23 protein-coding genes and 2 tRNA genes are annotated in these 26,952 nt (G+C 73.0%); 9 read left to right on the forward strand and 16 right to left on the reverse strand.

Going from position 1 to position 26,952, the window contains the following annotated elements; genetic code table 11:
* Position 1: 1 nt before the first annotated feature.
* Positions 2 to 1,153 carry a TerC family protein gene (locus tag N3K63_RS08635; RefSeq protein ID WP_261579745.1) on the reverse strand — a complete coding sequence of 384 codons (1,152 nt, stop codon included), beginning with the start codon at positions 1,151 to 1,153 and terminating at the stop codon, positions 2 to 4.
* A gap of 311 nt (positions 1,154 to 1,464) precedes the next feature.
* On the opposite strand from N3K63_RS08635, the gene N3K63_RS08640 reads away from it, so the two are divergent.
* Positions 1,465 to 2,043, forward strand: a complete 579-nt coding sequence (locus N3K63_RS08640) for an RNA polymerase sigma factor (RefSeq protein ID WP_261579746.1) — start codon at positions 1,465 to 1,467, stop codon at positions 2,041 to 2,043.
* Positions 2,040 to 3,188 carry a DUF4349 domain-containing protein gene (locus N3K63_RS08645; protein ID WP_261579747.1) on the forward strand — a complete coding sequence of 383 codons (1,149 nt, stop codon included), beginning with the start codon at positions 2,040 to 2,042 and terminating at the stop codon, positions 3,186 to 3,188. The genes N3K63_RS08640 and N3K63_RS08645 overlap by 4 nt, the downstream gene beginning before the upstream one ends.
* A gap of 60 nt (positions 3,189 to 3,248) precedes the next feature.
* Here the strand turns inward: N3K63_RS08645 and N3K63_RS08650 are convergent.
* A tRNA-Glu gene (locus N3K63_RS08650) sits at positions 3,249 to 3,324 on the reverse strand.
* A 123-nt stretch (positions 3,325 to 3,447) separates the two neighbouring features.
* Here N3K63_RS08650 and N3K63_RS08655 point away from each other — a divergent pair.
* Entirely contained in the window at positions 3,448 to 4,098 is a 651-nt protein-coding gene (locus tag N3K63_RS08655) for an MBL fold metallo-hydrolase (protein ID WP_261579748.1), read from the forward strand.
* A 93-nt stretch (positions 4,099 to 4,191) separates the two neighbouring features.
* On the opposite strand, the gene N3K63_RS08660 is transcribed toward N3K63_RS08655, so the two are convergent.
* Genes N3K63_RS08660 through N3K63_RS08675 form a run of 4 tightly spaced genes read right to left on the reverse strand, consistent with a single transcriptional unit; the run spans position 4,192 to position 8,309 of the window.
* Entirely contained in the window at positions 4,192 to 4,464 is a 273-nt protein-coding gene (locus N3K63_RS08660; RefSeq protein ID WP_261579749.1) for an HPr family phosphocarrier protein, read from the reverse strand.
* A 54-nt stretch (positions 4,465 to 4,518) separates the two neighbouring features.
* On the reverse strand, positions 4,519 to 6,555 hold the full coding sequence (locus N3K63_RS08665) for a PTS fructose transporter subunit IIABC (protein ID WP_261579750.1): 2,037 nt from the start codon (positions 6,553 to 6,555) through the stop codon (positions 4,519 to 4,521).
* Between the two features lie 24 nt (positions 6,556 to 6,579).
* Positions 6,580 to 7,530 carry a 1-phosphofructokinase family hexose kinase gene (locus tag N3K63_RS08670; protein WP_261579751.1) on the reverse strand — a complete coding sequence of 317 codons (951 nt, stop codon included), beginning with the start codon at positions 7,528 to 7,530 and terminating at the stop codon, positions 6,580 to 6,582.
* On the reverse strand, positions 7,527 to 8,309 hold the full coding sequence (locus N3K63_RS08675; RefSeq protein ID WP_261579752.1) for a DeoR/GlpR family DNA-binding transcription regulator: 783 nt from the start codon (positions 8,307 to 8,309) through the stop codon (positions 7,527 to 7,529). The genes N3K63_RS08670 and N3K63_RS08675 overlap by 4 nt, the downstream gene beginning before the upstream one ends.
* Before the next feature lie 298 nt (positions 8,310 to 8,607).
* Here N3K63_RS08675 and N3K63_RS08680 point away from each other — a divergent pair, with 298 nt between their 5' ends.
* On the forward strand, positions 8,608 to 10,134 hold the full coding sequence (locus tag N3K63_RS08680; protein ID WP_261579753.1) for a hypothetical protein: 1,527 nt from the start codon (positions 8,608 to 8,610) through the stop codon (positions 10,132 to 10,134).
* A 69-nt stretch (positions 10,135 to 10,203) separates the two neighbouring features.
* On the opposite strand, the gene N3K63_RS08685 is transcribed toward N3K63_RS08680, so the two are convergent.
* Positions 10,204 to 10,977, reverse strand: a complete 774-nt coding sequence (locus tag N3K63_RS08685; RefSeq protein WP_261579754.1) for a hypothetical protein — start codon at positions 10,975 to 10,977, stop codon at positions 10,204 to 10,206.
* 122 nt (positions 10,978 to 11,099) lie between these two features.
* On the opposite strand from N3K63_RS08685, the gene N3K63_RS08690 reads away from it, so the two are divergent.
* Positions 11,100 to 13,142: a DUF262 domain-containing protein gene (locus N3K63_RS08690; RefSeq protein ID WP_261579755.1), complete on the forward strand. Its 2,043-nt coding sequence runs from the start codon at positions 11,100 to 11,102 to the stop codon at positions 13,140 to 13,142.
* Between the two features lie 4 nt (positions 13,143 to 13,146).
* Here the strand turns inward: N3K63_RS08690 and N3K63_RS08695 are convergent, their stop codons facing one another.
* From N3K63_RS08695 to N3K63_RS08715, 5 genes are all read right to left on the reverse strand, one after another.
* Positions 13,147 to 14,817 carry an ABC1 kinase family protein gene (locus tag N3K63_RS08695; RefSeq protein ID WP_261579756.1) on the reverse strand — a complete coding sequence of 557 codons (1,671 nt, stop codon included), beginning with the start codon at positions 14,815 to 14,817 and terminating at the stop codon, positions 13,147 to 13,149.
* Between the two features lie 38 nt (positions 14,818 to 14,855).
* Positions 14,856 to 15,425, reverse strand: coding sequence for a PadR family transcriptional regulator (locus tag N3K63_RS08700; RefSeq protein WP_261579757.1), 570 nt, complete (start codon positions 15,423 to 15,425; stop codon positions 14,856 to 14,858).
* Positions 15,426 to 15,546: 121 nt separating this feature from the next.
* Positions 15,547 to 15,618: transfer RNA gene (locus N3K63_RS08705), tRNA-Gln, on the reverse strand.
* Positions 15,619 to 15,725: 107 nt separating this feature from the next.
* The gene (gene gltX, locus N3K63_RS08710) at positions 15,726 to 17,240 is read right to left on the reverse strand and encodes a glutamate--tRNA ligase (protein WP_261579758.1); all 1,515 of its coding nucleotides are present in this window, start codon (positions 17,238 to 17,240) and stop codon (positions 15,726 to 15,728) included.
* 10 nt (positions 17,241 to 17,250) lie between these two features.
* A complete protein-coding gene (locus N3K63_RS08715) occupies positions 17,251 to 18,192 on the reverse strand; it encodes a LysR family transcriptional regulator (RefSeq protein WP_261579759.1) in 942 nt (313 codons plus the stop codon).
* Between the two features lie 80 nt (positions 18,193 to 18,272).
* On the opposite strand from N3K63_RS08715, the gene N3K63_RS08720 reads away from it, so the two are divergent.
* The 4 genes from N3K63_RS08720 to N3K63_RS08735 are packed head-to-tail and all read left to right on the forward strand — an operon-like array spanning position 18,273 to position 22,624.
* Positions 18,273 to 19,328, forward strand: coding sequence for an aminotransferase class V-fold PLP-dependent enzyme (locus N3K63_RS08720; protein WP_261579760.1), 1,056 nt, complete (start codon positions 18,273 to 18,275; stop codon positions 19,326 to 19,328).
* A gap of 56 nt (positions 19,329 to 19,384) precedes the next feature.
* Positions 19,385 to 21,001, forward strand: a complete 1,617-nt coding sequence (locus N3K63_RS08725; RefSeq protein ID WP_261579761.1) for an N-acyl-D-amino-acid deacylase family protein — start codon at positions 19,385 to 19,387, stop codon at positions 20,999 to 21,001.
* A gap of 22 nt (positions 21,002 to 21,023) precedes the next feature.
* Complete coding sequence (locus tag N3K63_RS08730) at positions 21,024 to 21,410, forward strand: RidA family protein (RefSeq protein ID WP_261579762.1); 387 nt, start codon at positions 21,024 to 21,026, stop codon at positions 21,408 to 21,410.
* 2 nt (positions 21,411 to 21,412) lie between these two features.
* On the forward strand, positions 21,413 to 22,624 hold the full coding sequence (locus N3K63_RS08735) for an amino acid aldolase (RefSeq protein ID WP_261579763.1): 1,212 nt from the start codon (positions 21,413 to 21,415) through the stop codon (positions 22,622 to 22,624).
* Between the two features lie 27 nt (positions 22,625 to 22,651).
* Here the strand turns inward: N3K63_RS08735 and N3K63_RS08740 are convergent, their stop codons facing one another.
* The 4 genes from N3K63_RS08740 to N3K63_RS08755 all read right to left on the reverse strand — a co-directional run bounded on the left by N3K63_RS08740 (position 22,652) and on the right by N3K63_RS08755 (position 26,943).
* Positions 22,652 to 23,923 (reverse strand): MFS transporter, encoded by a 1,272-nt coding sequence (locus N3K63_RS08740; protein ID WP_390895137.1) that lies wholly within the window; start codon positions 23,921 to 23,923, stop codon positions 22,652 to 22,654.
* Between the two features lie 18 nt (positions 23,924 to 23,941).
* Positions 23,942 to 24,709: a fumarylacetoacetate hydrolase family protein gene (locus tag N3K63_RS08745; protein ID WP_261579764.1), complete on the reverse strand. Its 768-nt coding sequence runs from the start codon at positions 24,707 to 24,709 to the stop codon at positions 23,942 to 23,944.
* Entirely contained in the window at positions 24,706 to 25,827 is a 1,122-nt protein-coding gene (locus N3K63_RS08750; RefSeq protein WP_261579765.1) for a branched-chain amino acid aminotransferase, read from the reverse strand. Before N3K63_RS08750 ends, N3K63_RS08745 begins: the two co-directional genes overlap by 4 nt.
* Positions 25,828 to 25,890: 63 nt before the next feature.
* The gene (locus tag N3K63_RS08755; protein WP_261579766.1) at positions 25,891 to 26,943 is read right to left on the reverse strand and encodes a 3-isopropylmalate dehydrogenase; all 1,053 of its coding nucleotides are present in this window, start codon (positions 26,941 to 26,943) and stop codon (positions 25,891 to 25,893) included.
* Positions 26,944 to 26,952 lie beyond the last annotated feature (9 nt).

The following is a 26,952-nucleotide window of genomic DNA, read 5'->3' on the forward strand; positions in this document are numbered from 1 at the left end:
CTCAGCCGCGCGACTCGTCGCCGCCGCGGTGGTCGACGGGCAGGTTCTGCTCGGTGGTGCGGGGCTGCTCGACGGTGGGCGGGGTGCCCTTCTCGTCGGCCACGGCCTCGGCGGCGGCGACCGCGGGGCCCTGGTCGGCGGGGCTGTCGGCGGGGCCCGCGGCCGGAACGCCGGCGAGGCGGCGCTCCTTGGCGGAGGCCATGAGGCTCGCGATGGTGGCGACCGCCATCGACAGCACGATGACGCCCAGCGACATCCAGGTCGAGATCTCGGGCACCCACGTGATGTGCTCGCCGCCGTTGATGAACGGCAGCTCGTTCTCGTGCATGGCGTGGAAGAACAGCTTCACGCCGATGAAGGCGAGGATGAACGCGATGCCGTAGTGCAGGTACTTGAGGCGGTCGAGCAGGTCGCCCAGCAGGAAGTAGAGCTGGCGCAGACCCATCAGTGCGAACAGGTTCGCGGTGAACACGATGAACGGGTTCTGCGTGATGCCGAAGATCGCCGGGATCGAGTCGATGGCGAACAGCAGGTCGGTCATGCCGATCGCGGCGAACACGATGATCATCGGGGTGAAGATCTTCTTGCCGTCGACCACGGTGCGCAGCTTCGAGCCGTCGTAGTGGTCGGCGATGTCGATCGTGCGACGCAGCAGCCGCACGATGAACGACTCCTGCTTCACATCGGAGTCGTGGTCGCCGCCCGGGAACGCCTGGCGCCAGGCGGTCCAGATGAGGAACGCGCCGAAGATGTAGAACACCCAGCTGAACTGCTCGATGATCGCGGCGCCCGCGAGGATGAACAGGCCGCGCAGGATGAGCGCGATGATGATGCCCACCATCAGCACCTCCTGCTGGTAGCGGCGCGGCACCGCGAACTGGCTCATGATCAGCACGAACACGAAAAGGTTGTCGATCGACAGGCTGTACTCGGTGAGCCAGCCGGCGATGAACTGCCCGGCGAACTCGTGACCGGCGAACAGCCACAGCAGGCCCGCGAAGATGAGCGCGAGGGTCACGTAGAACACGACCCACAGGGTCGATTCCTTCGTGGAGGGGATGTGAGGGCGCTTGAGGATCAGCAGCAGATCGCCGACGAGGATCAGCACGAGGACGACGAGGGAGCCGACTTCGAACCAGACAGGGAGGTCCATAGGGGCCTTTCGGGAGGGACGACGGAGGTTCGAAAGTCTCTCCCCCGCAGACTGCGGTGTGCACCCGGGGCCTCGACGACGGAGCCCGTGATGACGGGTGCACGATACCGGGATACTCCCTCTCGCTCGGAAAAGGATACAGGTCCCGCGCGGGCATCCGGCGCACGGTGCGACATCGTTTCCGCAGGTGCGGTTTCCGGATGCGATGAGACGATCGGCCGTACCGCGACACTGCCCGGGTGAGAGACGATGATGCTGGGCCGCAGGGCCCACGGCGATCGGCGGCGCGAGCCGTCACCGGGCGAGGGGATATGACCGACACCGCAGAGCGAGGCGACACCGCGCCGCAGGGCGACGCGGCGCTGGTCGCCGCGGCCGGCGCCGGCGACGGCGAGGCCTTCCGCGCCCTCTTCCGCGCCTACTCCCGGCCGGTGTACTGGCTGGCCCACGGCCTGGTGGGCAACGCCGCCGATGCCGAGGACGTGCTGCAGGAGACCTTCCTCGCGGCCTGGCGGAAGCTGCCCGGCCTGCAGCTGGCGGGCGACTCGCTGCTGCCCTGGCTGGTCACGGTGTGCCGTTTCCAGGCGGCCAACCGCATCCGCCGCATCCGCCGGGACCGCGAGCACGCCGGCGGCGAGGCCGACGAGACGCTGCCGGCGACGGTGGACGTGGAAGCCCAGGTGATCGGGGCGCAGCTCGTGGAGCGGGTCATCCAGGAGGTCGGCGACCTCAGCCCCCTCGACCAGCAGATCTTCCGGCTCTGCGCCACCGAGGGCTACGCCTACCAGGCGGCAGCCGAGCAGCTCGGGGTCAGCCACGCCGTGGTGCGCACGCGTCTCTCCCGCATCCGAACCCGCCTGCGGGCGGCCATGCAAGGAGAGGCGCTATGAGCGGGCACAACGACACCGGGGCCGTCGCCCTGGCACCCATCGGCGACGATCGGCTCGCCGAGATCGAGACGGAGCTGATGAGGGCGGTCGGGCGCGAACGCGACGACCGGGAACGGCGGGAGCGCCGGGACGCCCTGGCGGCGCGCTCCCGGCGCCGCCGCGCCTGGACCTGGGGCGTCGGCGCCGCCGCGGCCGTCACGCTGGTCGCGATGGTGGCGCCCTATCTCGGCGGCGGGTTGACGGCGACGGGGGGCGCCGACGCCGGCGATATGCCGGGCGTGACGGTCATCCCCGACCAGGCCTTCGACCAGGGTGCCCTGGCGCCGGAGACCCTGCCCGAGAGCGCGGCCGGCGGCATGGCCCCCGAGGGATCGACCGACGGCGACCTGTCGGGTGCGCGGGAGATCGTGGCCACGGCATCCGCGGTCGTCGAGGTCGACGACGCGACGGCGGCCGCGGCGACCATCACCGTCACCGCCGAAGACGCCGGCGGCTACGTCGAGACGATGAGCATCGGGGCGACCGGGCCGATGCCCGCCCAAGAGGGCGTGATGGCCCCCGATGCCATGACGACGCCCACCTTCGCCGACGGGTGGATCACGGTGCGGGTGCCGGCGGACCGGCTGAGCGCCGTCACCGCCTCCCTCGGCGACCTGGGTGCGGTGACCTCGTCGCAGATCGACCGGCGCGACGTGACGGGCGAGGCCGTCGACCTGCGCGCCCGGGTGGAGGCGCTGGAGGCGTCGGTGGCTCGCCTGACCACGCTGCTGGCCGATGCCGACTCGACCGCCGACCTCGTGGCGGCCGAGTCGGCGCTCGCGCAGCGGCAGGCCGAGCTCGCCTCGTTGCAGCAGCAGCTGCAGATGCTCGACGACCAGGTGGCGATGTCGGCGCTGACGGTGACCCTCATCGAGCCCGAGCAGGCCGTCGAGCCCGATCCGACCGGCTTCGGCGACGGGATCGCCGCCGGCTGGAACGGACTGCTGGCGACCCTCAACGGCCTGGTCGTCGCGCTGGGGTTCCTGCTCCCCTGGATCGCCATCGGCGCCGTCGTCGTCGTGATCGTGCTCGTGGTGCGGCGCCTCGTGCGCCGGCGCGGTGCGCCCCGATCCGGCGACGCCGCGGGCGGGCAGCCGCAGCGCTGAGGCGCTCGCCTGCCCCGCAGACGACAGAAGCCCGGTCCGTGTGGACCGGGCTTCTGCGGTTGGTGACCCCAGCGGGATTCGAACCCGCGTTACCGCCGTGAGAGGGCGGCGTACTAGGCCGCTATACGATGGGGCCGTCTCCTCCGATGTCTCGGAGGCAACCGTTACAGTATGCCATGCCCTGCGCGGCTGCGACAAATCGAGGCCGGAACCGGTGTCGCGGCTTGCCGCGACGTGCCCGCGGGCGTTGACTGGGGCCATGCGCGTCACCAAGCACGAGCACGCCTGCCAGCGACTCCAGAAGTCCGGCCGCACGCTGCTCATCGACCCCGGTTCGTTCACCCTCCCCCTCATCGACGTGGAAGGACTGGTGGCGGTGCTGATCACCCACCAGCACGCCGACCACTGGACCCCCGAGCACCTGGAGCGTCTGCGGCGCGACGCCCCGGGTGTGCCCGTCTACGCCCCGGCAGGCGTGGCGGCGGCGGTGGCCGAGAGCGACATCGACCTGGAGGTGACGGTGGTCTCCCCCGGCGACGAGATCGACCTCGACCCGTTCACGGTGCGCTTCTTCGGCGGCCGGCACGCCGTGATCCACGAGTCGATCCCCGTCGTGGACAACGTGGGCGTGCTCGTCGACGGCGCCTACTACTACCCGGGCGACTCATACGCGGTGCCCGAGGGGGTCGAGGTCGAACTGCTGGCCGCCCCCGTGGGCGCGCCGTGGCTGAAGATCGGCGAGGCGATGGACTTCGTGCTCGCCGTCGCGCCGCGCCGCGCGTTCGCGGTGCACGACATGACCCTGTCGCGCAGCGGTCTCGACATGGGCCGCGGCCGGCTGGAGTGGGCCACAGCCCAGGGCGGCGGCGAGTTCGTCACGCTCGAGCCGGGCGAGTCGACCGACCTCTGAGCGTTCCCGGGCCGCCGGCCCGGGACAGCACATCGGGCGGATGCCGGAGCGTGAGGCTCCGGGCATCCGCCCGATGTGCGTGTGTGCGGAGGCTCAGGCCTCGGCGTCGTGGTCGGTCTCGAGGAACGCCACGAGGGTGTCCAGCGCCTGCTCGGCACCGTCGCCCTCGGCCTTCAGCGTGACGACCGTGCCCTGCGTGGCGCCCAGGCCCATGAGGGTGAGGATGCTGCCCGCGTTGAGGTCGGGTCCGCCGTCGACGGCGATCGTGACGGGGACACCCGTCTGCTGCACCGCCTGCACGAACAGCTTGGCGGGGCGGGCGTGCAGGCCCGACTGGCTGGCGACGGTGGCCTGGCGTTCTGCCATGGTGTTTCTCCTAAGTGTGAGCTCGAGGATCGTGCCTCAGGTCGTCCTTCGAGCCTAGGCGGTCGCGACCGACGGGGAAACTCCCACGGGCTGTGCCAATTCGGCCTCGGTGACCCCGCGGCGGTGGGCGAAGCGCTTGAGGAGCACCACCGAGAACGCGCTGACCACGGTGCCGGCGGCGATGGCCACCACCCAGAGCCAGAAGTTGTCGATCGCGAAGAAGACGAACGCACCGCCGTGAGGGGCCTTGCTCGTGACGCCGAAGAGCATCGAGAGGCCACCGGTGACGGCGCCGCCGAGCATCATCGCCGGGATCACCCGCAGCACGTCGGCGGCGGCGAACGGGATCGCGCCCTCGGTGATGAAGGCCGCACCCAGCAGCCACGCCGCCTTGCCGTTCTCGCGTTCGGGCTCGGTGAACAGCGTGCGCCCGAGCACCGTCGAGGCCAGCGCCATCGCCAGCGGCGGCACCATGCCCGCGGCCATGACGGCGGCCATGATCTCGAGGTAGCGGGTGTCGCCGGCGATGCCGGCGGCGAGGTTGGCGGTGGCGAAGCCGTAGGCCACCTTGTTGACCGGGCCGCCGAGGTCGAAGCACATCATGAGACCCAGCACGACGCCCAGCAGCACGACGCCGACGCCGGTGAGGCTGCCCAGCCAGTCGTTGAGCACCTGGGTGAGCCAGGCGATCGGACCGCCGAGCACCAGCAGCAGCAGGCCCGATGCGAAGATGGACGCCAGCAGCGGGATGATCACGACCGGCATGAGGCCGCGCAGCCAGCGGGGCACATCGAGGCTGTTGAGCCACCAGGCGGCCAGACCCGCCAGCAGACCGCCGACGATGCCGCCGAGGAACCCGGCGCCCATGAACGACGCCACCGCACCGGCGACGAATCCGGGGGCGATGCCGGGGCGGTCGGCCAGGCCGTAGGCGATGTAGCCGGCCAGCGCCGGCACGAGGAAGCCGAACGACAGGGCACCGATCTTGAAGAGCACGGCGCCGAGGTAGATGTTCAGCGGCACATCGCCGAGGTTCCAGATGGTGGTGCTTCCCAGCACCGCGTCGGCGTCGAAGGCGATCTCGTAGCCGCCCAGGAGGAACCCGAGGGCGATGAGCAGACCACCGCCGGCGACGAACGGGATCATGTAGCTGACGCCGGTGAGCAAGGCTCTCTTGACCGAGCCGCCCAGCGACGAGGGTGCTCCCCCGGCGGCGACGTCGGCGGCGGCGGCCGAACCGCTCACGCGCGGGGCGAGCGGGTTGCCGACGGCGGCGACAGCCTCGTCGATGAGGGCGGCCGGCTGCTCGATGCCGCGCTTGACGGCGGCGCGCACGACCGGCTTGCCGGCGAAGCGCTGCGGGTCGCGGACGTCGACGTCGACGGCGAAGATCACCGCGTCGGCGTCGTCGATGGTCTGCTGCGGCAGGGCCTTGTAGCCCGACGAGCCCTGCGGCTCGACGATGAGGTCGACCCCGGCCTTCTGCCCGGCGGCGGTCAGGGCGTCGGCGGCCATGAAGGTGTGGGCGATGCCGGTGGCGCACGCGGTGACGGCGACGATGCGGGCGGGCCGCCCGTCGACGAGCAGGTCGGTGCCGCCCGCGGCGGGCGCGGCCGCCGGGGCCGCCGCCGTGGCGGGGGTGTCGCTGACGGCCTGCAGCACCAGGTCGACGACGTCCTGCGCCGTGCCGGCGGCGCGCAGGCCCGCGGTGAACTCGTCGCGCATGAAGGCGCGCGCCAGGCGCGACAGCACGGCGAGGTGCTCTTCGGCGGCGGTGTCGGGGGCGGCGATGAGGAAGACGAGGTCTGCCGGGCCGTCGTCGGCACCGAAGTCGACGCCGGGGCGCAGGCGGGCGAAGGCGAGCGTCGCCTCGCGCACGGCGGGACTCTTGGCGTGCGGGATGGCGATGCCACCGGGCAGCCCGGTCTCGTCGGTCTGCTCGCGCTTCCAGGCGTCGGCGGCGAGGGCCCCCGCGTCGGTGGCACGGCCGGCGGCGGCCACGCGGGCGGCGAGGGCGTCGATGACCGCGCGCTTGTCGGTGCCCAGCGGCTCGTCGAGGCTGACGAGGTGTGGGGTGATGATGTCGGACACGATGACCTCCAGTGGTCGAGTGGTTCAGGCGGTGAGGCGGGTGACCGGCACGTCGCCGGTGGGCAGATCGGCCGGGGTGGGCGGTTGGGTGCCGGGAAGGGCCGCCGCGGCCGATCCGTAGCGGATGCCGAGGCGCACGCACTCCTCGGGTGCGGCGCCGGCGGTGCGGGCCAGCAGGAAGCCGGCCAGCGAGCTGTCTCCGGCGCCGACGGTGCTGCGCACGCGGATGGGCGGCGGGGTGCCGTGCCAGGCGCCATCGCGGTCGACGAGCACCGCGCCCGCCGCGCCGAGGGTGACCAGTGCAGACCCGATGCGGTCGGCGACCAGGTTCGCGGCGGCACGGCGCACGGCGTCGATGCCGTCGCGCGAGAGGTCGATGGGTTCCCCGGTGAGCGCGGCGAGTTCTTCGTCGTTGGGCTTGATGAGGTCGGGGGCGCCGGCAGCGACGACCGCATCGAGGGCGGGGCCGGAGGTGTCGACGGCGATCTTCGGGGCGGCGGCGCCCCAGTGGGCGCGGACGGCGCGGATGACCGACACGTAGTAGTCGTCGGGCAGGCCCGGCGGCAGGGAGCCGGCCAGCACGAGCCAGTCGGCCCCGGCGCACGCGGTGACCACGGCCTGGCGGAGCGCGTCGCCGTCGGCGTCGCTGCGCACGGCGCCGCCGAGGTTCAGCTTGGTGGTGGTGCCGCCCGGATCGGTGACGGTGAGGTTGGCCCGCGCTGCTCCCGCGACGGGCACCGCGCGCACCGGCAGCCCGGTCTGGTGCACGGTGGCGCCGAAGGGGTCGGCCGGGTCGAGCGGCAGAACGGCCAGCGTGCTGCCGCCGGCTGCGGCGACGACACGGGCGACGTTGAGGCCCTTGCCGCCGGCATCCTCGCGAGACGACAGCGCCGCCTGCACCTCGCCGGGCCGCAGCGGCGCGGCCAGCGCGATCGTGCGGTCGAGAGCGGGGTTGGCGGTGAGGGTGACGATCATGCGAGCACCACCTCGACGTCGGCCGCCGCGAGGGCGTCGGCGAGCGGACCGGTGGGGGCGGCGTCGGTGACGAGCACGTCGATGTCGGACAGCTGCGCGAAGGAGACCAGCAGCTCGGCGTCGAACTTCTCGCTGTCGGCGAGCACGACCACCCGGCCGGCGCCGCGCACGATGGCCTCTTTGACCGCCGCCTCGTCGGGGTCGGGCGTGCTGAGTCCGAACCCCGCCGAGAGACCGTTGGTGCCGAGGAAGGCGATGTCGGGGCGCAGGCGCCCGACGGCGGCCACCGCCCCGGCGCCGACGGCGGCGGCGGTGAGGCCGCGCACCCGTCCGCCGATCGCGGTGACCTGCAGGCCCGGCGCCCCGGCCAGCAGATGCGCGACGGTCATGGAGTGGGTGACGACTTCGAGCGGCGCGGTGGACACGGTCGCCGCGGCGAGGTAGGTGGCCAGGGCCGCGGTGGTGGTGCCGGCGTCGAGGTAGACCGAGCCGCGCAGCTCGGCGGGCAGCAGATCGACCGCCGAGCGGGCGATGGCGTCCTTGGCCTCGCTGCGCACGAGGGAGCGCTCGGCCAGGGACGACTCGGCGGTGCTCACCCGCGTGCGCGAGACGGCCCCGCCGTGCACCCGGCGCACCAGGCCGGCGCGCTCGAGCTGGTCGAGGTCGCGGCGCACGGTCTCGGTGGTGACCTCGAAGCGGCGGGCCAGATCGACCACCGACACGCGTCCGTCGGTGGTGATGAGCTGAGCGATGTGCTCGTGGCGCTCCGTTGCGTACATGTGATCCTCCTCGACAACACCCACACAGTACAACAGAAACACAGATCTGCAAAGCATCCGAAGATCAACATCGCATGCGGGCGGGCCTTGTAGCACTCGCACAAGACACCGGGTATCACGCCCCGCGGTATCTGGTTCCAGGTGCCAGAACTTGGCGGCGGTCCTCGTCACCGCCCGTGCCGGTTGTTACCGTCGAGCCACTTCGACCACCCGGCATCCCGACCGCGGTCGCGCTCCCCCCGGAGCACCCCACCCGCACGCGCGACGATGCGCGTGCTCGAGCACGGAGTTTTCACCGATGAGAACCGACGTACACACCCATGGCTGGGGGATGCGGGTCACCGTCATCGTCCTCGCCATCCTGCTGGCGGCCATGACGGGCCTCTACCTGCTGACCGCCGCCAAGCTGAGCGCCGGCGCCGCCGAACTCGACGACGGCGCCACGCGCGCCGCCGCCGGCGCGGGCGACCTGTCGGCGGGCGCCGTGCAGCTGTCGGCTGGCGCGGGCGATCTGGCCGACGGCGCCGCGCGGCTGGATGCCGGGGCCACCAGCGCCGCCGACGGCGCGGCACGCGTATCGGCGGGATCGACGTCGGCCTCCGAGGGGGCCGCGCGGCTGTCGGCGGGCGCTGCCAGCCTCGCCGCCGGCGCGAACTCGGCGGCCACCGGCGCCGGCAAGGTGCGCGACGGCGCCGCCTCAGCGGCCTCGGGCGCCTCGCGCCTCGCCGCCGGTGCGCAGTCGGCCGCCGCGGGTGCGCAGACCCTCGCCGCCGGAACCGCCACGGCTGCCGCCGGCGGGGCGACCCTCGCCGACAAGGCCGGGCTGCTCGCGCAGGGCGTGGGCGGCGCCGACGCCTATGCGCGGGGCGTGCTCAGCAGCAGCCAGGGGTTCGCGGGACTGCTGGCCTCGAAGGTCACGGCCGACGTCGTCGCCCTCGGCGCGAACGGCGCCGCGATCACCGGAGCCGCCGACGCGGTCACCGCGAACGCCGCCGCTCTCGCCGACAAGATCGGTCTGCTCACCGACGCCGACCCGGCCAACGACCCCGCGGCGACGGAGCTGGCCCAGCTGGCCGCCCTCGTGAAGGGACAGACCGCGGCCATCGCGGGCCCGGCCAAGGCCGCGCCGCAGCTGTCGGCGGGGCTGCAGCAGGCGGCCGGCGGCGCCGCCCAGGTGGCCGGCGGCGTCTCGAACATCATCAACGGCGACGCCGCCCGGCAGTGGCCGGGAACGGTCGCGCTCGTCGACAAGGACAAGGGCGCCCCGGCACTGGCCGCCGGCGCGCGCGACCTGTCGGCGGGCCTGGTCGCCCTGCGCGACGGCGCGGCGCGCCTGCAGGGCGGCACCGGGGACCTCGCCACCGGAGCGCAGTCCCTGGCCAGCGGCACGCAGACCCTCGCCACGGGGGCGCTCGCCCTCGACGGCGGCGCGCGCAACCTCGCGACCGGTGCCGACACGCTCTCCACCGGGGCCACCTCGCTCGCCGACGGCACCAGCACGCTGGCGGCCGGGGCGAGCTCGCTCTCCGACGGCCTCGGCGAGCTCTCGGCGGGGGCCGCCACCCTCGCGGAGGGCACCGTGAGCCTCGACGAGGGCGCCGCCACCCTCGCAGCCGGGTCCACCGAACTCAGCGACGGCAACACCGCCATCGCCGGTGGCACCGGGCAGCTGGCGTCGGGCACGCAGGCACTGACGCCCTCGCTGGTGCCGTGGCTGCTGGGGGCGGCACTGGCCGCGCTCATCGCCGCCGGCCTGTGGGTGGGGCACCGCGTCAACCACCGCAGCCGCACCGTCGACCGCGTGGGCGCCGCCGGTATCGCCTGAGCCTCCCCCGACAGACGTCGCCCCGACCGGATGCGGTCGGGGCGACGTCTGTCGTGCGGATGCGCGGGCTCAGGCCTCGCTCATCACCGCCACGTCCTTCTGGCCGCGGGCGGCCAGGGCGGCGGCGCGGGCGGCCAGACGGCGGGCCTGCTCGGCCTGTCCCTGGTCGAGCACCTCCTGGTCGACGGCGACCGACTCGACGCGGTTCACGCCGTTGTACTTCTCGATGTAGGCGTCGAGCTCGGGGCCACTGGTCCACGACGTGATGAGGCAGTAGCGCGGCTCGTCGCCGTAGTGGGTGGCGGCGTGCCAGAGGCGCTGCGTGTCGATGATCAGCTGGGCGCCGGCCGGCAGGGCGATGCGCGTCTCTTCGCTGGGGTCGGTGCGGTTCTCCCGCAGCACGAAGAAGCTGTCCTTGTCGTCGGTGAGGTTGAAGAAGCTGCGCACGACCCAGCCGGTGCCGTCGGGGTTCAGCCGGTTGTTGTCGTCCTGGTGCAGGTTGTAGAGGCAGTCCGCGTAGGTGTTGGGCTGCAGCTCGATGATGCGGCAGCGCCCCACGTTGGCGCCGGGCTCCTTGGCGCGCTCGGTGAGGGTCGGCGCGATGGCGGTCTGCGCATCGATCCAGATGCCGTCCTTATCGGTGCGCGGCGGCTTGTGGTTCCAGAAGCCGTTGCACTCGATCTCGCCCTTGGCCGAGGCCAGCGGCGCGAAGCGCGTGTCGCCCGAGGACTTCCAGTCGACGTACTCGATGTCGAGCCATTCCTTGGGGTCGATGTGCTTGCCGTACGAATCGAGGACGACGTAGCCGGTCTCCTCGAGAGCTGCGCTCTTGATGTATCCCATGACGAATCATGCCCTTTCCGCGGACCAGCGAAGTTTTTACAGGTCCGACTTAGGCAAGCCTACAGAGGCCGTCTCGAGGGCCGAATAGACTCGTCGGGGTTTGCGAGGAACGAAGAACACACATGAGCACTGAGACGACGAACAGCCCGGATGCCGTGGCGGCGCGCAACGTGGCGGCGACCGCGGTCAACACGATCGGGTGGCTCTCGGCATCCGAGACCACCATCGTCGTCCCGGTGTATCAGCGGCAGTACCGGTGGGACATCGGCGCCTGCGAGCAGCTGCTCGGCGACATCCGCGCCGTCGCCGACACCGACGACGGGCAGACCCACTTCCTCGGCTCGATCCTCTCCACGGCCGCGCCGGTGGGCGACGACCCGCATCTCGTGCTCATCGACGGGCAGCAGCGCCTGACGACCCTCATGCTGCTGATCGCGGCCCTGCACCACACGCTGCGCAGCGACGACCCCGCCCTGGCCGCCGAGCTGGAGCGCGTGCTGGTGCGCCACGGCGACCCCGCCCGCACGAAGCTGCGTCCCCACCGCGCGTGGGCCGAGGTGTTCGAGAGCGTCGTGCTCGACCGCCGCTCCCCCGCCGATGCGCAGCGCGAGTCGCGCTTCGACGACAACTACGCATTCTTCCGCAGCCAGATCCGCCCCGACGAGGCGGCGCACATCTGGCGAGGGCTGCAGAAGCTCGAGCACGTTTCGATCACGCTCGGCGGCGAGGCCAACGCGCAGCAGATCTTCGAGAGCCTCAACTCCACCGGCGAGCCGCTGCGCGATCACGAGCTCATCCACAACTACGTGCTCATGGGCCTCTCGCACGCCGAGCAGACCGAGATCGAACGCGACTACTGGCTGCCCATCGAGGCGGCCACCGGTGAGCAGATCGGCTCGTTCTGGCGGCACTACCTGGTGATGCGCACCGGCCGCGAGGTGACCGTGGCCGGGGAGCGCGGCGTGTACGACACGTTCCGCCACGAGTTCCCGCGGCTGGGCATCGAGGCGCTGCGCGCGCACGCGGTGCAGTGGCGCGAGTACGCCGACATCTACCGCCTGCTGCTGGAGCCGTCCGATGCGCCCGATGCCGGCATCGGCGAGCAGTTCGCGTTCCTGGGCACGTTCGGCCGCGGCACGTATCCGCTGGTGATGCGCCTCTACGCCGATCACCTGCACGCGCTGCTCGGCCGCGCCGCGCTGATCGAGCACCTCGAGCAGCTGCAGTCGCTGCTGCTGCGCCGCGCGATCGTGGGCCTGCCCGTCGACCGGCTCGTGGCGCGCCTGTGCCGGGCGGCCGACGACGGCGCCGAGGCCCTCGTGCACGCGATCGCCCGCATCACCCCGTCCGACGAGCGCACCCGCATCGGCCTGAAGTACAGCGAGCTGCCCCACCCGGCCTATGTGCTCACGCGGCTGGCCGGGCTCGGCTCGCCTGCCGGATTCGACGTCGAGCACATCGTCCCCCTCTCCCCGTCGGATGAGTGGACCGGCGACGGCGTCCGGCGGTGGGCCGAGTACACCGACGACGAGCAGAACGCGCACCGCGCGCTCACCCACACCCTCGGCAACCTCGCCCTGCTCGAGCACGATCTCGCCGATCGCGCCTTCGACGCGTCGTTCCCCGACAAGCGGGCGCTCTATGCGGCCTCGGCCGCCGGCCCGACCGCGGCGCTCGGCTCGGTCGAGGCGTGGGGCACCGCGGCGATCGCCGCGCGCACCGAAGAGCTCACCCGCCGCTTCGTCGAGGTGTGGCGCCGCCCGGCGGTCGTGGGCATCGACGACGACAACCTCACACCGGTGCTCGACGCGAAGAAGCGTCGCGGCTGGCCCCGGGGCTGGCAGCGCGAGTTCGACTACGTCGAGTTCCGCGGCGAGCACTGGGAGGTCTCCGACGTGAAGTACCTCTTCCACCGCGTCTTCCAGCGCCTGTGGGCCGACTCTCGGGAGAGCGTCATCGACTTCAGCGCGCGCCGCGGCGGGCCGGTCTACCCGGCCAAGGCGTGGAACGGGCACTGGGACGAGATCGCGGAGGGTCAGTTCCTCTACCTCGGGTGGGACTCCAAGTACATGCTCAGCGCCGTGCAGGGCGTGCTCGACGAGGCCGGCTGGGCCAGCGAGGTGTTCGTCAAGTACTCCTACATCGGCGACGCGATGGGCGACTGAGCGGCTACGGGCGGGTGCGACGCCCGCCCCACAGGGCGTAGCCCAGCGGCAGCACCGACAGCCCCATCAGCACGCCGCCCAGGGTGGGAAGGCTCAGCTGCAGCAGCACGCCGCCCAGCAGCACGCCGGCGAACAGCACGCCGCCGAGCACGCGGTGCGCCAGCCGCTCGAGCGCGTCGATCTTGCGCTCCAGACGGCCGAGATCGACCGAGACGCGTCCCTCTTCGAAGCGGGTGATCAGCCGGTCGACGCGCTGGGGCAGTCGCGCGGCGACGGCCATGGTCTCCATCGCCTGACGGGCGAGGTCGGCGGCCATGTTGCCGCCCTCTTCGCGCAGCACCTTCGCCGCGTACGGTTCGACGGCATCCCACACGTTGAACGACGGGTCGAGGCTGCTGCACACGCCCGAGGTCAGCGACATGGCGCGCACGACCAGCAGGAAGCTCTCGGGGAGCTGGAAGGGCATCGTGCGCACGACCTCGCCGAAGTCGCCCGCGAAGTCGCGGAACTCGCGCGGGTCGACGTCGCGCAGCTGCGCGAAGCCCATGCCTCCGAAACGGGCGAACAGCGCGGTCATGGCGCGCTCGAGCTCGACGGTGTCGGCCGAGGGCAGCAGCACGCCGACGTCGCGCATGGCCGTCACCAGCCCGGCACCGTCGCGCGAGGCGACCGCCAGCAGCACCTTGCGCAGCCCCCGTCGCAGGGTGTCGGAGACCTCGCCCATCATGCCGAAGTCGACGAAGGTGAGTCGCCACTGCCCGCCCGCGAGCGGCGTGACGAAGACGTTGCCCGGATGCGGGTCGCCGTGGAAGAAGCCGTGCTCGAACAGCTGGTCGAACATGACGGCGGCGAAGCCCTGCGCGACCTCGTCGGGAGCGATGCCCGCCGCCCGCAGCGCGTCGACGTCGGTGATCTTGATCGCGGTGACGTCTTCCAGGGTCAGCACGCGGCGCGTCGAGCGCTCCCAGACGACGGCGGGCACGGCCACCCGCCTGTCGTCGGCGAAGTCGGCGGCGAACCGCTCGGCGTTCTGGGCTTCGTGCAGGTAGTCGATCTCTTCGCGGCTGGTCGCGGCGAACTCGGCCAGCAGCGCGTGCAGGTCGACGCGCTTGCGGATGGCCCCCATCCGCGACACCCAGTCGGCGACCTTGTCGAGGGCGGCGAGGTCGACCTCGACGATGCGCTCGATGCCGGGGCGCTGCACCTTGACGACGACGGCATCCAGCCCGGTGTCGGCGGCGTCCTGCGCGGCCAGTCGGGCACGGTGGGCCTGCCCGAGGGATGCCGCGGCGACCGGCACCGGATCGAACTCGGCGAACACGCTCGACAGCGGTGCCCCCAGTTCCGCCTCGGCGCGCGCGCGGATGAGCTCGAACGGAACCGGCGGCACCTCGTCCTGCAGACCCTCGAGCTCGGCGGTGATCTCGGGCGGCAGCACGTCGAGGCGGGACGACATGAACTGACCGACCTTGATCATCAGCCCGCCGAGGTCGAGGGCGAGCGCGCGGAAGCGCTCGGCGATGCGCCGGGTGCGGCGGGTGCGCGAGCGCTCCGACACCCGGCCGAGGCCGAGCCGCGGCAGCAGCACCTCGAACCACCACACCTCGACGAGGTAGCGCGCGGCGAAACGCAGGATGCGTCGGTAGCGGGCGCTCGTACCGGCGGCGTCGGTCATCGGATCTCCTGGACCCCGACGTGCCGGGGCGGGGCGGTTCAGTCCTGGGCGAGGATCGAGTAGAGCTTACGGCGTGCGTCTTCGAGCACACCGATGGCCTCCTCGACCTGCTCCGCAGAACCCGTGCGACCGACCTGCGCGATGACCTGGGCGAGCTCGACGCCCGCCTTGGGCAGCGCCGAGAGGCGACCGCTGTCGCTGAGGCCCGTCGACTCCCACGGCGGGGTGCCGGTGCTCTCGTCGGCGACGGCCCGGCCGGCCTCGGTGAGGGCGTAAGTCTTTCGACCGCCGGCCTCGGTGGCGGCGATGAGCCCCTCGTCGGCGAGGAGCTGCAGGGTCGGGTACACCGAACCGGCGCTGGGCTTCCAGAAGCCGTGGCTGCGCTCGGAGATCTCACTGATGATCTGGTAGCCGTGCATGGGCTGCTCGGCCAGCAGCGCCAGCACCGCGGCGCGCACGTCGCCGCGCCCCATGCGCGCGCCCACGCGCTTGTCGAAGGAGGTGCGCAGCTGCTCCATCGCCTCCCACATGGCGGCGGGGTTGGGGAAGCCGTCGCCGAATCCCTTGCCGAAGCCGCCGCCGAAACCACTGCCGAACGTTGCGCCCATGATGCCCTCCTCGAAAGTGAACGATACTCAACGATATATCGTTGAGCGCCGTCGGGGAAGGGGGCGGGGCATTGCTCTGCAGAAACAAGAAAACCCCCGCTCTCGCGGGGGTTTTTCCTTGCTGGGGTACCTGGACTCGAACCAAGAACAACGGAACCAGAAACCGCCGTGTTGCCAATTACACCATACCCCATCGGGCCGAACCGGAGTCTGGCGCCGAGGATCGAGTCTACCTGACCGAACGGCCCTCGCCAAACCGGCGCACCGATCGGCGAGCCGTGGTGGCCGCCGGCACCGTCGTCAGCCGAGGTGGCGTACGAGGGCGCCCAGCCGGTCGATCGACTCGCCCTTGCCGAGCAGCTCCATCGACTCGAACAGCGGCGGCGACACGCGCCGGCCGCTGACGCCCACCCGCAGCGGACCGTACGCGACGCGGGGCTTCAGGCCGAGACCGTCGATGAGCGCGGCAGACAGTGCCTCCTGCACCGCGGCCGCGGTGAACCCCTGCTCGGGCACCGACTCGAGCGCGCCGACCGAGGCCGCCAGCACCTCACCGGCATTTGCCGGCAGGCCCTTCAGCGCGTCGTCGTCGTAGGCGACGACGTCGCGGAAGAGGAACCCCAGCAGCCCCGGGGCCTCCCCCAGCAGCTGCATGCGCTCCTGCACGAGCGGCGCCGCCGCATCCAGGATCTGCTGCTGCTGCGCCGTCGGCGGCTCGGCCACGAGGCCCGCCGCGGCCAGGTAGGGAACCAGCCGCGCGGCGAAGTCGGCGGGAGCGAGCATGCGCACGTGGTCGCCGTTGATCGACTCGGCCTTCTTCTGGTCGAAGCGCGCCGGGTTCGGGTTGACGTCGGCGATGTCGAAGGCGGCCACCAGCTCGTCGCGCGAGAACACGTCGCGGTCGGCCGCGATCGACCAGCCCAGCAGTGACAGGTAGTTGAGGAGGCCCTCGTGGATGAAGCCCTTGTCGCGCAGCAGGAAGAGGTCGGCCTGCGGGTCGCGCTTGGAGAGCTTCTTGGTGCCCGTCTCCCCCAGCACGAGGGGCATGTGCCCGAAGCGCGGCACGAAGGCGGCCACGCCGGCATCGTTGAGCGCGGCGTAGAGCGCGAGCTGACGGGCCGTGGAGGGCATGAGGTCTTCGCCGCGGATGACGTGGGTGACGCCCATGAGCGCGTCGTCGACCGGGTTGGTGAAGGTGTAGAGCGCCTGGCCACCCGCGCGCACGACGACGAAGTCGGGGAACGAGCCGGCCGGGAAGGTCACCTCGCCGCGGATGAGGTCGACGTAGGTGAGGTCGTGGTCGGGCACGCGCACGCGCCACGCGGGCTCGCGCCCCTCGGCACGGAAGGCGGCCTTCTGCTCGTCGGTGAGGTGGCGGTCGAAGTTGTCGTAGCCGAGCTGCTTGGCACGGCCGGCGGCCTCGTTGCGGGCGTCGATCTCGTCGGCGGTCGAGTACGACTCGTAGACGGCCCCCGAGGCGATGAGCTGCTGCAGCACGTCGGCGTAGATCTCGCGGCGCTGCGACTGGCGGTACGGCGCGTGCGGCCCGCCCTTCTCCACGCCCTCGTCCCAGTCGATCTCCAGCCACGTGAGCGCGTCGACGAGCTGCCGATAGCTCTCCTCGCTGTCGCGGGCGGCGTCGGTGTCTTCGACGCGGAAGATGAGCTTGCCGCCGGTGTGCCGCGCGTAGGCCCAGTTGTAGAGGGCCGTGCGGATCATGCCGACGTGCGGCAGACCCGTCGGCGACGGGCAGAACCGCACGCGGACGTCGGTTCCGGAGGCGGTTGTGGTGCGGGGATCGATCGCTGCAGACATCCCGTCCAGTCTAGGCCGCGGGTGCGCCGCCCACGGTGGCCGCGGCGACCGCTTCGCGCACCGCAGCCAGCACGACGGCCACCGCGGGCACCCGTTCGGCGCCGCGTGCGGTCACGGCGTGCAGGGTGCGTCCGTGCGCCAGCGGCACGGTGTGGATCCCGGGCAGCGGCGGGAAGGATGCCACGGCCAGACGCGGCAGCGTGGCCACTCCCGTGCCGTGGGCGACGAGGCTCTCGACGGCGGCGATGTTGTCGGTCTCGAAGGCGATGCGCGGGGTGAAGCCTGCGCGCCCGCACACCGCGAGCAGGTGCCCGCGGCAGCGCGGGCACCCGGCGATCCAGTCGTCGTCGGCGAAGTCGGCCAGCCGCGGGGGCGCGACGCCTGCCCGCGGATGCCCGGCGGGGAGCACGAGCAGCAGCTCGTCGGCGCCGACGTCGGCGACGGCGAGGCCGCGGGCGCTCGCCCCGTGCGGGTCGTGCGGATCGCCGGGATAGCTGAAGGTCAGCGCGATGTCGGCGCGGTCCTCGCGCACGGCGGCCACCGCCTCGGGCGGCTCGGCCTCGACGTAGGTGAGGGTGATGCCCGGGGCGGTGCGTGCGAGGCGGGCCACGAGCGGCGGCACCACCGTCGGCGAGGCCGAGGGGAAGCCCACCAGACGCACCGTGGCCTGGTGCAGGCCACGCAGCGCCGCCAGTTCGCCGGCGGCGGCGTCGAGGGCGGTGGTGACCGCCGGGGCGTGGCGGGCGAGGATGCGGCCCGCCTCGGTCAGGCGCAGCCGACGCCCCGCGCGCTCGACCACCGCCACCCCGAGCCGCTGCTCGAGGCGCCGCATCTGCTGACTGAGGGCGGGCTGGCTGTAGCCGAGCTGCGCGGCGGCGGCGGTGAGCGATCCGGCGTCGGCGATGGCGCGCACCACCCGCAGCGCCTGCACGTCGAGGTCGGGGTCGGTCATCCGCTCACATAAGCACACGGCATCCATTGCATGCAACACCTGCCATAGACGCATGGGTGTTACCGGCGGATGCTGGAGACATGAGCCTCGCGACCCCGCTTCCGCCCGCCCCGGCACTGCGTGCCGAGTTCGGCGACGCGCGCGGGTACCTCGCCGCCTGCACGGCGGGCCTCGTCACCGAGGGCACGCGCCGCGCCCTGCGCGCCGAGCTCGACCGGCGCCCCGACGTCGCCGCCTACTGCAGCGCGGTCGAAGCCTCGCGCGCCGCGTTCGCCCAGCTGGTGGCCGTCACCCCCGACCGCGTCGCCATCGGGTCGCAGACCTCGGTGCAGCTCAGCGTGCTGGCCGCCGCCCTGCCCGACGGGGCGACCGTGCTCGTGCCCGACGGCGAGTTCTCGTCGGTGGTGCTGCCGTTCGCCCACGCCGGGCGCGGCATCCGGGTGCGCACCGCGCCCCTGCACGCCCTCGCCGCGGCCATCGACCCCACGATCGCGCTCGTCGCCTTCTCGCTCGTGCAGTCGGCCACCGGCGAGATCGCCGACGCCGACGCGATCGTCGCCGCCGCCCGGCGCGTCGGGGCGCGCACGGTGTGCGACGCCACGCAGGCCGTCGGATGGATGCCGGTGGATGCCGCCGCCTTCGATGCCCTGCTGTGCCACGCCTACAAGTGGCTGTGCTGCCCGCGCGGGGTGGCCTTCATGACCGTGACCGCGGACTATGCACGGGCGCTCACTCCCGTTCAGGCGGGCTGGTACGCCGGCGATGACCCGTGGGCGTCGTGCTACGGCGGCGAGGTCGATCTCGCCGGGTGCGCGCGGCGCTTCGACGTCTCCCCCGCCTGGCAGGCGTTCGTCGGGGCGGAACCGGCCCTGCGCGCCTTCGCCGCCGCCGACATCGACGAGGTGCACGCGCACGTCACCCGCCTCGCCGGCGCGTTCCGCGAGCGGCTCGGCCTGCCGGCGCCGCAGCGCGAGAGCGCCATCGTGACGTGGGCCGACCCCGACGGCGCCGCCCTCGCCGCCCTGACCGCCGCCGGCATCACCGCGTCGGGACGCCGCGGGCGGGCGCGCGTCGCGTTCCACGTGTTCAACGACCGCGACGACCTCGAGCGTGCCGCCGCCGCACTCGGTCGCTGAGCCCAGCGGGCGCCGTCGCTCGCATATCTGGAAACCTTCCTTCTAGAATCGTCGGCATGACGCGGATCGTGATCCACGGCGGCGACGTGGCCGACGGGCTCGGCGATGCCGTGCGGCGCGCCGATGTGCTCGTCGACCGCGGGCGCATCGTCGAGGTCGGCGCCGTGCGCGCGGCACCGGGCGACACGGTCATCGACGCGGCGGGACGCATCGTGCTCCCCGGCTTCGTCGACGCGCACTCGCACGTCGACGGCGCGGTGTTCCGCCCCGAGGTGCAGCGGGCGTTGCTGCGGCAGGGTGTGACCACGGCCATCGCCGGGCAGGACGGCGTCTCGTACGCCCCGGGCGACGGCGTCTGGGCGTCGCAGTACTTCGCGGCGATCAACGGCCCGCACCCGACCTACCGGGGCGGCGGCGTCGCCGCGCTGCTGGCGGGGTACGACGGGGCCCTCCCCCTCGACGTCGGCTATCTCGTGCCGGCCGGCACGGTGCGTCACGAGGTCATGGGCATGCGCCCGGGGGCGGCCACGCCCGCCGAGATCGCCGCGATGCAGCAGCTCGTGGCGGCGGGACTGGCCGAGGGGGCGCTGGGGCTCTCGAGCGGTCTGGACTACGTGCCCGGCATCTTCGCCGACGCCGGCGAGCTGGCGGCGCTGTGCGCCCCCGTGGCGGCAGTCGGCGGCCTGTACGTCACCCATATGCGCGGCGGGTACGAGACCAACACGGCGGCGGGCCTGGCCGAGGTGGCCGAGATCCACCGTCGCAGCGGCGTGCGCACGCACGTGTCGCACTTCCACGTGGCCGCGGCCGACGGCATCCGGCTGATCGACGAGCTCCTCGCCGCCGGCGTCGACGTCGGCTTCGACATGTACCCCTACACGCGCGGCTGCACGATCCTGGCGATGGCGGTGCTGCCGCCCGCGTACAGCGCGCTGCCGGTGGCTGCGGCCGTGGCGCGGCTGTCGGATGCCGTCGAGCGCGAGCGCCTGCGCCGCGACTGGTTTCCGACCGTCGCGCACAAACCGAGCCTCGGTGCGCGGTGGCCGGAGATGATCCGCATCGCGCACGCCCCCGCCACGCCGGGCGCCGCGGGGCGGACGCTCGCCGACCTCGCCGCGCACGCCGGCGGCGACCCGGGCGCCACCGGTGACGTCGTCGCGGCGACCCTCGACCTGCTGGTGGCCAACCGCCTCGAGGTGAGTGCGGTGATGGCGGTGCGCGACGAGCGGCCGGTCGCCGACCTCGCCCGGCTCTTCTCGCACCCCGCCCACACCGGCGGCTCGGACGGGATCTTCATCGGCGAGGCGCCGCATCCGCGCGCGTGGGGCACGTTCGCCCGCTTCCTCGGCACGTACGTGCGCGAGGTCGCGGCCTACTCGTGGCAGGACGCCGCCCGGCACCTCGCTGCCCGCCCCGCCGCCCGGTTCGGGCTGCACGACCGCGGCATCATCGCGCCCGGGCGCCGCGCCGACCTCCTCCTCGTCGACCCGGCGTCGGTGCGCGACGCGGCGACCTACGCGCACCCCACCGCGCCGGCGGTCGGCATCGACGACGTGCTCGTGGCCGGCGTGCCGGTGCTGGCCGGCGGGGAGCTCACCGGTGCGCGCCCCGGCGGCGCCGCCCGGCGCGCTCCGGCGGCGCCCGTCGACCCGACCCGCGATCCCCGCTTCTGACCACCATCGAGAGGACTCCCCCATGACCCGTGACGCCGTGATGATCGAGAACGCCCCCGCCCCCGCCGGCCCCTACAGCCACGGCGTGGTCGCCGGCGGCCTGCTGTTCACCGCCGGCTTCGGCCCCCAGGATCCCGCCACCGGCCAGGTGGTGCCCGGGGGCGTCTACGAGCAGACCCGCCAGGTGCTGCGCAACGTGCAGGCGGTGCTGGCCGCGCGCGGGGCCACGATGGCCGACGTCGTCAAGGTGACCGCGCACCTCGAGCACCTCGGCGACGACTTCGCCGAGTACAACCGCGCCTACGGCGAGTTCTTCACCGCGCCCTACCCGGTGCGCACGACCGTCGGCTCGACGCTGGCCGACATCCTCGTCGAGATCGACGTCGTCGCCCAGCTGCCCGGGGCGTGACCATGACCTGGCAGCGCGTGCCGGCGGGACGGGTGCTGAGCGGCGACGACAAGGCCCTGCCGGCGTGGGCGACGGGCATGAGCGCCGAGGCGTTCCTCGCCGCCGGTGCGCGCCTCAGCGACCTCTGGACGCCGGCGCTGGTGCTCGACGAGTCAGCGCTGCTGTCCAACGCCGCCTTCGTCGCCGGCTGGACCGCGGCCCACGGCCTGGAGCTGATGCCGCACGGCAAGACGACGATGGCCCCGCAGCTGTGGCGCCTGCAGCGCGATGCCGGGGCGACCGGTCTGACCGTGGCCACCGGCTGGCAGCTGCGCGTGGCCCGGGCGGCGGGCCCCGGGGATGTGATGCTCGCCGGGCAGATCGCCGACGCCCGCACCGCCGGCTGGCTGGCGGGTGAGCTCGCCGCCGATGCCGGCCGCGTGTGGAGCTGGGTCGACAGCGCCGACGGCATCCGCCTCCTCGCCGCCCACGCGGGCGCGCGCCCGTTCGAGGTGCTCGTCGAGCTCGGCCGGCCCGGGGGCCGCACCGGCGCGCGCGGTCGCGACGCCGCGCGCCGACTCGCCGCCGAGGTGCGCGCCACTGCGGGGCTGCGTCTGGCCGGGGTCGCCGGCTACGAGGGCGCCATCGCCCACGGGCGCGGGGCGGGGGCCCTCGACGACGTCGCCGCCTTCACCGCCGACCTGGTGGGGCTGCACGAAGAGCTGCTGGCGGATGCCGACGACCCCGGCGACCTGATCGTGACCGCCGGCGGCAGCGCCTACCCCGACGTCGTCGCCGAAGTGCTCGCCGCGGCCGCCGCGCGCCTGCCGGGACGGTTCGTGTTGCGCTCGGGAGCCTCGCTCGTGCACGACGAGGGCTACTACGCGTCGGTGTCGCCGTTCGAAGGGGCCGGTCTGCGCGCCGCCGCCCGCGCCGTCGCCCGGGTCGTGTCGGCGCCCGAGCCCGGGCTGGCGCTGCTGGATGCCGGCCGCCGCGATGTGCCCTACGACATCGACCTGCCGGTGCCGCTCGGCATCGGCGCGGCCGAAGTGACCGCCCTCAACGACCAGCACGCGTTCGTGCGCACCGATCATCCCCTCGCGCTCGGCGACCGGGTGATGCTCGGGCTGTCGCATCCGTGCACGATGTTCGACAAGTGGCGCCTCATCCCGGTGGTCTCCTCGTTCGCGCACGACGACCCGCCGCTGGTGGGACTGGTCGAGACGCGGTTCTGACGGGGCCCCGAGCCCGCCGCGGACGGGTCAGCGGCGAGGGCGTGCGTACAGCGCCAGCACCGTGACGGCCACGACGATCACGAGCGCGACCAGCGCCAGCCCGCCGTAGCCGATCCACGAGAGCACGACACCGGCCAGCACCGCGCCGACGGCGGCCGAGAGCGTCATGATCGTGTCGCTGCGGCCCTGTCGCCGCGGGCGGAGCGCCGACGGCGTGCTCTCGGTGAGAAGCGCGGCCCCCGACACGGTCGCCGCGCTCCACCCGAGACCCAGCAGCAGCAGCGCCACGATCACCGCCGGGGGCCAGTCGGGGGCGAGGGCGGCGAGGGTGAGCGAGGCTGCCAGCAGCAGCTGGCCGAGCAGCACCGTGCGCACGCGCCCCCACCGATCGGCGAGCAGGCCGAACACCGGCGAGAGCCCGTACATGCCGAACACGTGCAGGGCGATGGTCACCCCGACGATCAGCGTGACGTGGTCGGGAGCGAGGTGGGCCAGATGCACCGGGGTCATGGCCATGACCGAGGCCATCACCACGTGCGAGCCCGCCACGGCGAACACCGCGTAACGCGCCGTGCCGGGGGCGTCGCGTTCCACGATGCCCTCGCGCGCCGCCGCGCCGCTGAGCGCCAGGCGCTGCGCGGTGAGCAGCGGGTCGGGGCGCAGGGCCACGATGTAGAGCACGAAGGCGGCCGCCTGCGCCACGATCGAGAACGCGTAGGCGCCCGTCAGCGGCGGCATCCCGATCGCCTGGCCGAGGGCCTCGCCGGGGGTCAGCAGCAGCGGCCCGAGTACGCCGCCCACGGTCGTCGCCCACACCACGGTGCCGAGGTCACGGCCCCGGCGGGCGCTGACGGCGAGGTCGGTCGCCGCGAAGCGGGACTGCAGGTTGCCGGCGTTGCCGACGCCGATGAGGATGACCCCCGCCAGCAGCAGCGGGAACACGCGCCCGGCCGCGGCGAGCAGCACGATGCCGATGCCCACCAGGGCGAACAGGTTGCCCAGGGTGAGCGCCAGCCGGCGGCCGCGCCGGGCGGCCAGCGCCGCCAGCGGGATCGCCGCGAGCGAGGCGCCCAGCGTCACCGAGGCCGTCGCCAGGCCCGACAGTGCGTCCTGCCCCGAGATGTCGGCGGCCAGCAGCGCGCCGAGCGACACCGTGGCCCCGAAGGCGATGCCGCCCAGCACCTGACCGGCGGCGAGCACGCCGACGGTGCGCCGCTGCACGGCCGCGATCTCCCCCGCGCCGATCTCCCCCGCGCGCTGCGGAGCGCCGGGCTGGTCGGCGTCGGGCGCTGCCGTCATCGCCGTCAGGCCCGTCGTTCAGGCATCGCGCACGGGGTTGCGCAGCACGCCCAATCCGGTGATCTCCACCTCGACGCTCTCGCCCGCCACGATCGGCCCGACCCCGGCGGGGGTCCCCGCGAGGATCACGTCGCCCGGGAGCAGGGTGAAGGCGTGCGAGGCGTAGGAGATGAACTCGGCCACCGAGTGCACCATCTCGCCGAGCGTGCCGTCCTGCCGCACCTCGCCGTCGACGCGGGTGATGATGCGCACGTCGGCGGTCGGCTCGAACTCCGTCTCGATCGCCGGTCCCAGCGGGCAGAAGGTGTCGAACCCCTTGGCGCGGGCCCACTGGCCGTCGGTCTTCTGCAGGTCGCGGGCCGTCACGTCGTTGCCGATCGTGTAGCCGAACACGTAGTCCAGCGCATCCTCGACGGCGACGTTCTTGGCGACGCGACCGATGACCGCGGCCAGCTCCCCCTCATAGTCCACGCGCTCCGAGACCGCCGGGCGCACGATCGTGTCGCCCGGCCCGATCACCGAGGTGTTGGGCTTGAGGAACATCATGGGCTCGGGCGGAACCTCGTTGCCGAGCTCCGCCGCGTGGTCGCGGTAGTTGCGTGCGATCCCGATGATCTTCGAGCGCGGGATGACGGGGGCCAGCAACGCCACCTCACCCAGCGGCACCCGCTCCCCCGTGGTGTCGAAGCCCGCGAACAGCGGGTCGCCCGAGAGCACGACGAGCTCGGTGCCGTCGACGACGCCGAAGCCGATGCGGTCCTGGTGGCTGAAGCGCGCGATCCTCACGCGGCGCCCGCCGTGTCGGCATCCAGGCGCTCGAGCCAGCCGTGCGTGTCGGCGCGTCGGCCGTACTGGATGTCGGTGAGCTCGGTGCGCAGCGACTGCGCGAGCTCGCCGAGGGGCTGCTCGTCGACGAAGTCGGCGCCCTTGAGCACGCCGATGGGGGCCACCACGGCGGCCGTGCCGCACGCGAACACCTCGACGATGTCGCCGGAGGCCACGCCCTCGCGCCACTCCTGCAGCGACACCGCGCGGCGCTCGACCTTGTGACCGCGGTCGGCGGCCAGCTGCAGGATCGAGTCGCGCGTGATGCCCTCGAGGATCGATGCCGAGTGCGGGGTGACGATCGTGCCGTCCTTGTAGACGAAGACGATGTTCATGCCGCCGAGCTCTTCGACGTTGCGGTCCTGGTCGAGGAAGACGACCTGGTCGCAGCCCTGCTCGTAGGCCTCCGCCTGCGGCAGCAGGCTGGCGGCGTAGTTGCCGCCGGTCTTGGCCGCACCGGTGCCGCCCTTGCCGGCGCGGGCGTAGTCCTCGCTCAGCCAGATCGAGACCGGCTTGGCGCCGCCCTTGAAGTAGGCGCCCACGGGGCTGGCGATGAGGTAGTAGGCCACCTTGTTCGCCGGGCGCACCCCGAGGAAGGCCTCCTTGGCGAACATGAACGGACGCAGGTAGAGGCTCTGGTCCTCACCCGAGGGCACCCACGCGCCGTCGACGGCGATGAGCGCCTTCAGAGACTCCAGGAAGTACTCCACGGGCAGCTCGGGCAGCGCCAGGCGGCGCGCGCTGCGCTGCAGGCGCAGGCCGTTCTGGCGCGGGCGGAACGTGTGGATCGATCCGTCGGCGTGACGGTAGGCCTTGATGCCCTCGAAGATCTCCTGGCCGTAGTGCAGCACCGCGGCGGCGGGGTCGAGGGAGATGGGGCCGTAGGGCTGCACGCGGGGGCGATGCCACCCGCCGCGCACCGACCAGCAGATGTCGACCATGTGGTCGGTGAAGGCGGTGCCGAAGGCGGGGTCGGCCAGCAGCGCATCGCGCTCGGCCGGGCTCTTGGCGGCGAGGTTCTTCGTGACCGCGAACTCGAGCGGGGCGAGGGCGGCGTCGGGGTCGTACGTGAGGCTCATGATGGGTTCCTGAAGGGTCGTGGCGCTGTTCCTGAAGTCGTGGGCCGGGCGCGTGGCTCCAGGCTACGCCTGCAGGGCGGCGACGATGGCGTCGCCGATCTCGGCGGTGCGGCGGGCGGCCGTGCCGCGGGTCGCGATGTCGTCCTCCACCGCGCGGGTGACGCGCTGTGCGGCGTCGCCGAGCCCGAGGTGGTCGAGCAGCAGGGCGACGGACAGGATCGCGGCCGTGGGATCGGCCTTCTGCTGTCCTGCGATGTCGGGCGCGGATCCGTGCACGGGCTCGAACATCGAGGGGGACGCGCCGTCGGGGTTGATGTTCCCCGAAGCGGCGAGGCCGATGCCACCGGTGACGGCGCCGGCCAAGTCGGTGAGGATGTCGCCGAAGAGGTTGTCGGTGACGATCACGTCGAAGCGGCCCGGGTTCGTGACCAGGAAGATCGTCGCCGCGTCGACGTGCAGATAGTCTACGGCGACGTCCGGGTGCTCGGATGCCACCTCGTCGACGATGCGCTTCCACATGCCCCCGGCGTGCACGAGCACGTTGGTCTTGTGCACGAGGGTGAGCTTGCCGCGGCGCTTCCCGGCCTGCGCGAACGCGTACCGCACGACGCGCTCGATGCCGTAGGCCGTGTTGACGCTGGTCTCGTTGGCGACCTCGTGCACCGTGCCGGTGCGGATCGACCCGCCGTTGCCGACGTAGGGGCCCTCGGTGCCCTCGCGCACCACGACGAAGTCGATGTCGCCCGGGGCGGCCAGCGGCCCCGGCACGCCCGGGTAGAGCTTCGAGGGCCGCAGGTTCACGTAGTGGTCGAGCTCGAAGCGCAGCTTGAGCAGCAGGCCGCGCTCGATGTTGGCATCCTTCAGCCGCGGATCGCCGGGCACCCCGCCGACCGCCCCGAGCAGGATGGCGTCGTGGCCCTTGATGGCGGCGAGGTCGTCGTCGGTGAGGGTGTCGCCGGTCTCGAGGTAGCGACCGGCACCGAGCGAGAAGCGCGTGCGCGAGAAGGTCACGTCGCTGCCGGCGGTGACGGCGTCGAGCACCTTCTCCGCCTCGGCGACGACCTCGGGGCCGATACCGTCACCGGGGATGACGGCCAGGGTGACGACACGCGACATTGCTCTCCT

The sequence above is a fragment of the Microbacterium festucae genome, from assembly GCF_025421715.1.
Lineage (GTDB): Bacteria > Actinomycetota > Actinomycetes > Actinomycetales > Microbacteriaceae > Microbacterium > Microbacterium festucae.

Coding starts and splice junctions, on each gene's coding strand:
- N3K63_RS08635 (WP_261579745.1), bottom strand. CDS start 1,153: ATGGACCTCCCTGTCTGGTTCGAAGTCGGCTCCCTCGTCGTCCTCGTG.
- N3K63_RS08640 (WP_261579746.1), top strand. CDS start 1,465: ATGACCGACACCGCAGAGCGAGGCGACACCGCGCCGCAGGGCGACGCG.
- N3K63_RS08645 (WP_261579747.1), top strand. CDS start 2,040: ATGAGCGGGCACAACGACACCGGGGCCGTCGCCCTGGCACCCATCGGC.
- N3K63_RS08655 (WP_261579748.1), top strand. CDS start 3,448: ATGCGCGTCACCAAGCACGAGCACGCCTGCCAGCGACTCCAGAAGTCC.
- N3K63_RS08660 (WP_261579749.1), bottom strand. CDS start 4,464: ATGGCAGAACGCCAGGCCACCGTCGCCAGCCAGTCGGGCCTGCACGCC.
- N3K63_RS08670 (WP_261579751.1), bottom strand. CDS start 7,530: ATGATCGTCACCCTCACCGCCAACCCCGCTCTCGACCGCACGATCGCG.
- N3K63_RS08675 (WP_261579752.1), bottom strand. CDS start 8,309: ATGTACGCAACGGAGCGCCACGAGCACATCGCTCAGCTCATCACCACC.
- N3K63_RS08680 (WP_261579753.1), top strand. CDS start 8,608: ATGAGAACCGACGTACACACCCATGGCTGGGGGATGCGGGTCACCGTC.
- N3K63_RS08685 (WP_261579754.1), bottom strand. CDS start 10,977: ATGGGATACATCAAGAGCGCAGCTCTCGAGGAGACCGGCTACGTCGTC.
- N3K63_RS08690 (WP_261579755.1), top strand. CDS start 11,100: ATGAGCACTGAGACGACGAACAGCCCGGATGCCGTGGCGGCGCGCAAC.
- N3K63_RS08695 (WP_261579756.1), bottom strand. CDS start 14,817: ATGACCGACGCCGCCGGTACGAGCGCCCGCTACCGACGCATCCTGCGT.
- N3K63_RS08700 (WP_261579757.1), bottom strand. CDS start 15,425: ATGGGCGCAACGTTCGGCAGTGGTTTCGGCGGCGGCTTCGGCAAGGGA.
- gltX (WP_261579758.1), bottom strand. CDS start 17,240: ATGTCTGCAGCGATCGATCCCCGCACCACAACCGCCTCCGGAACCGAC.
- N3K63_RS08715 (WP_261579759.1), bottom strand. CDS start 18,192: ATGACCGACCCCGACCTCGACGTGCAGGCGCTGCGGGTGGTGCGCGCC.
- N3K63_RS08720 (WP_261579760.1), top strand. CDS start 18,273: ATGAGCCTCGCGACCCCGCTTCCGCCCGCCCCGGCACTGCGTGCCGAG.
- N3K63_RS08725 (WP_261579761.1), top strand. CDS start 19,385: ATGACGCGGATCGTGATCCACGGCGGCGACGTGGCCGACGGGCTCGGC.
- N3K63_RS08730 (WP_261579762.1), top strand. CDS start 21,024: ATGACCCGTGACGCCGTGATGATCGAGAACGCCCCCGCCCCCGCCGGC.
- N3K63_RS08735 (WP_261579763.1), top strand. CDS start 21,413: ATGACCTGGCAGCGCGTGCCGGCGGGACGGGTGCTGAGCGGCGACGAC.
- N3K63_RS08740 (WP_390895137.1), bottom strand. CDS start 23,923: ATGACGGCAGCGCCCGACGCCGACCAGCCCGGCGCTCCGCAGCGCGCG.
- N3K63_RS08750 (WP_261579765.1), bottom strand. CDS start 25,827: ATGAGCCTCACGTACGACCCCGACGCCGCCCTCGCCCCGCTCGAGTTC.
- N3K63_RS08755 (WP_261579766.1), bottom strand. CDS start 26,943: ATGTCGCGTGTCGTCACCCTGGCCGTCATCCCCGGTGACGGTATCGGC.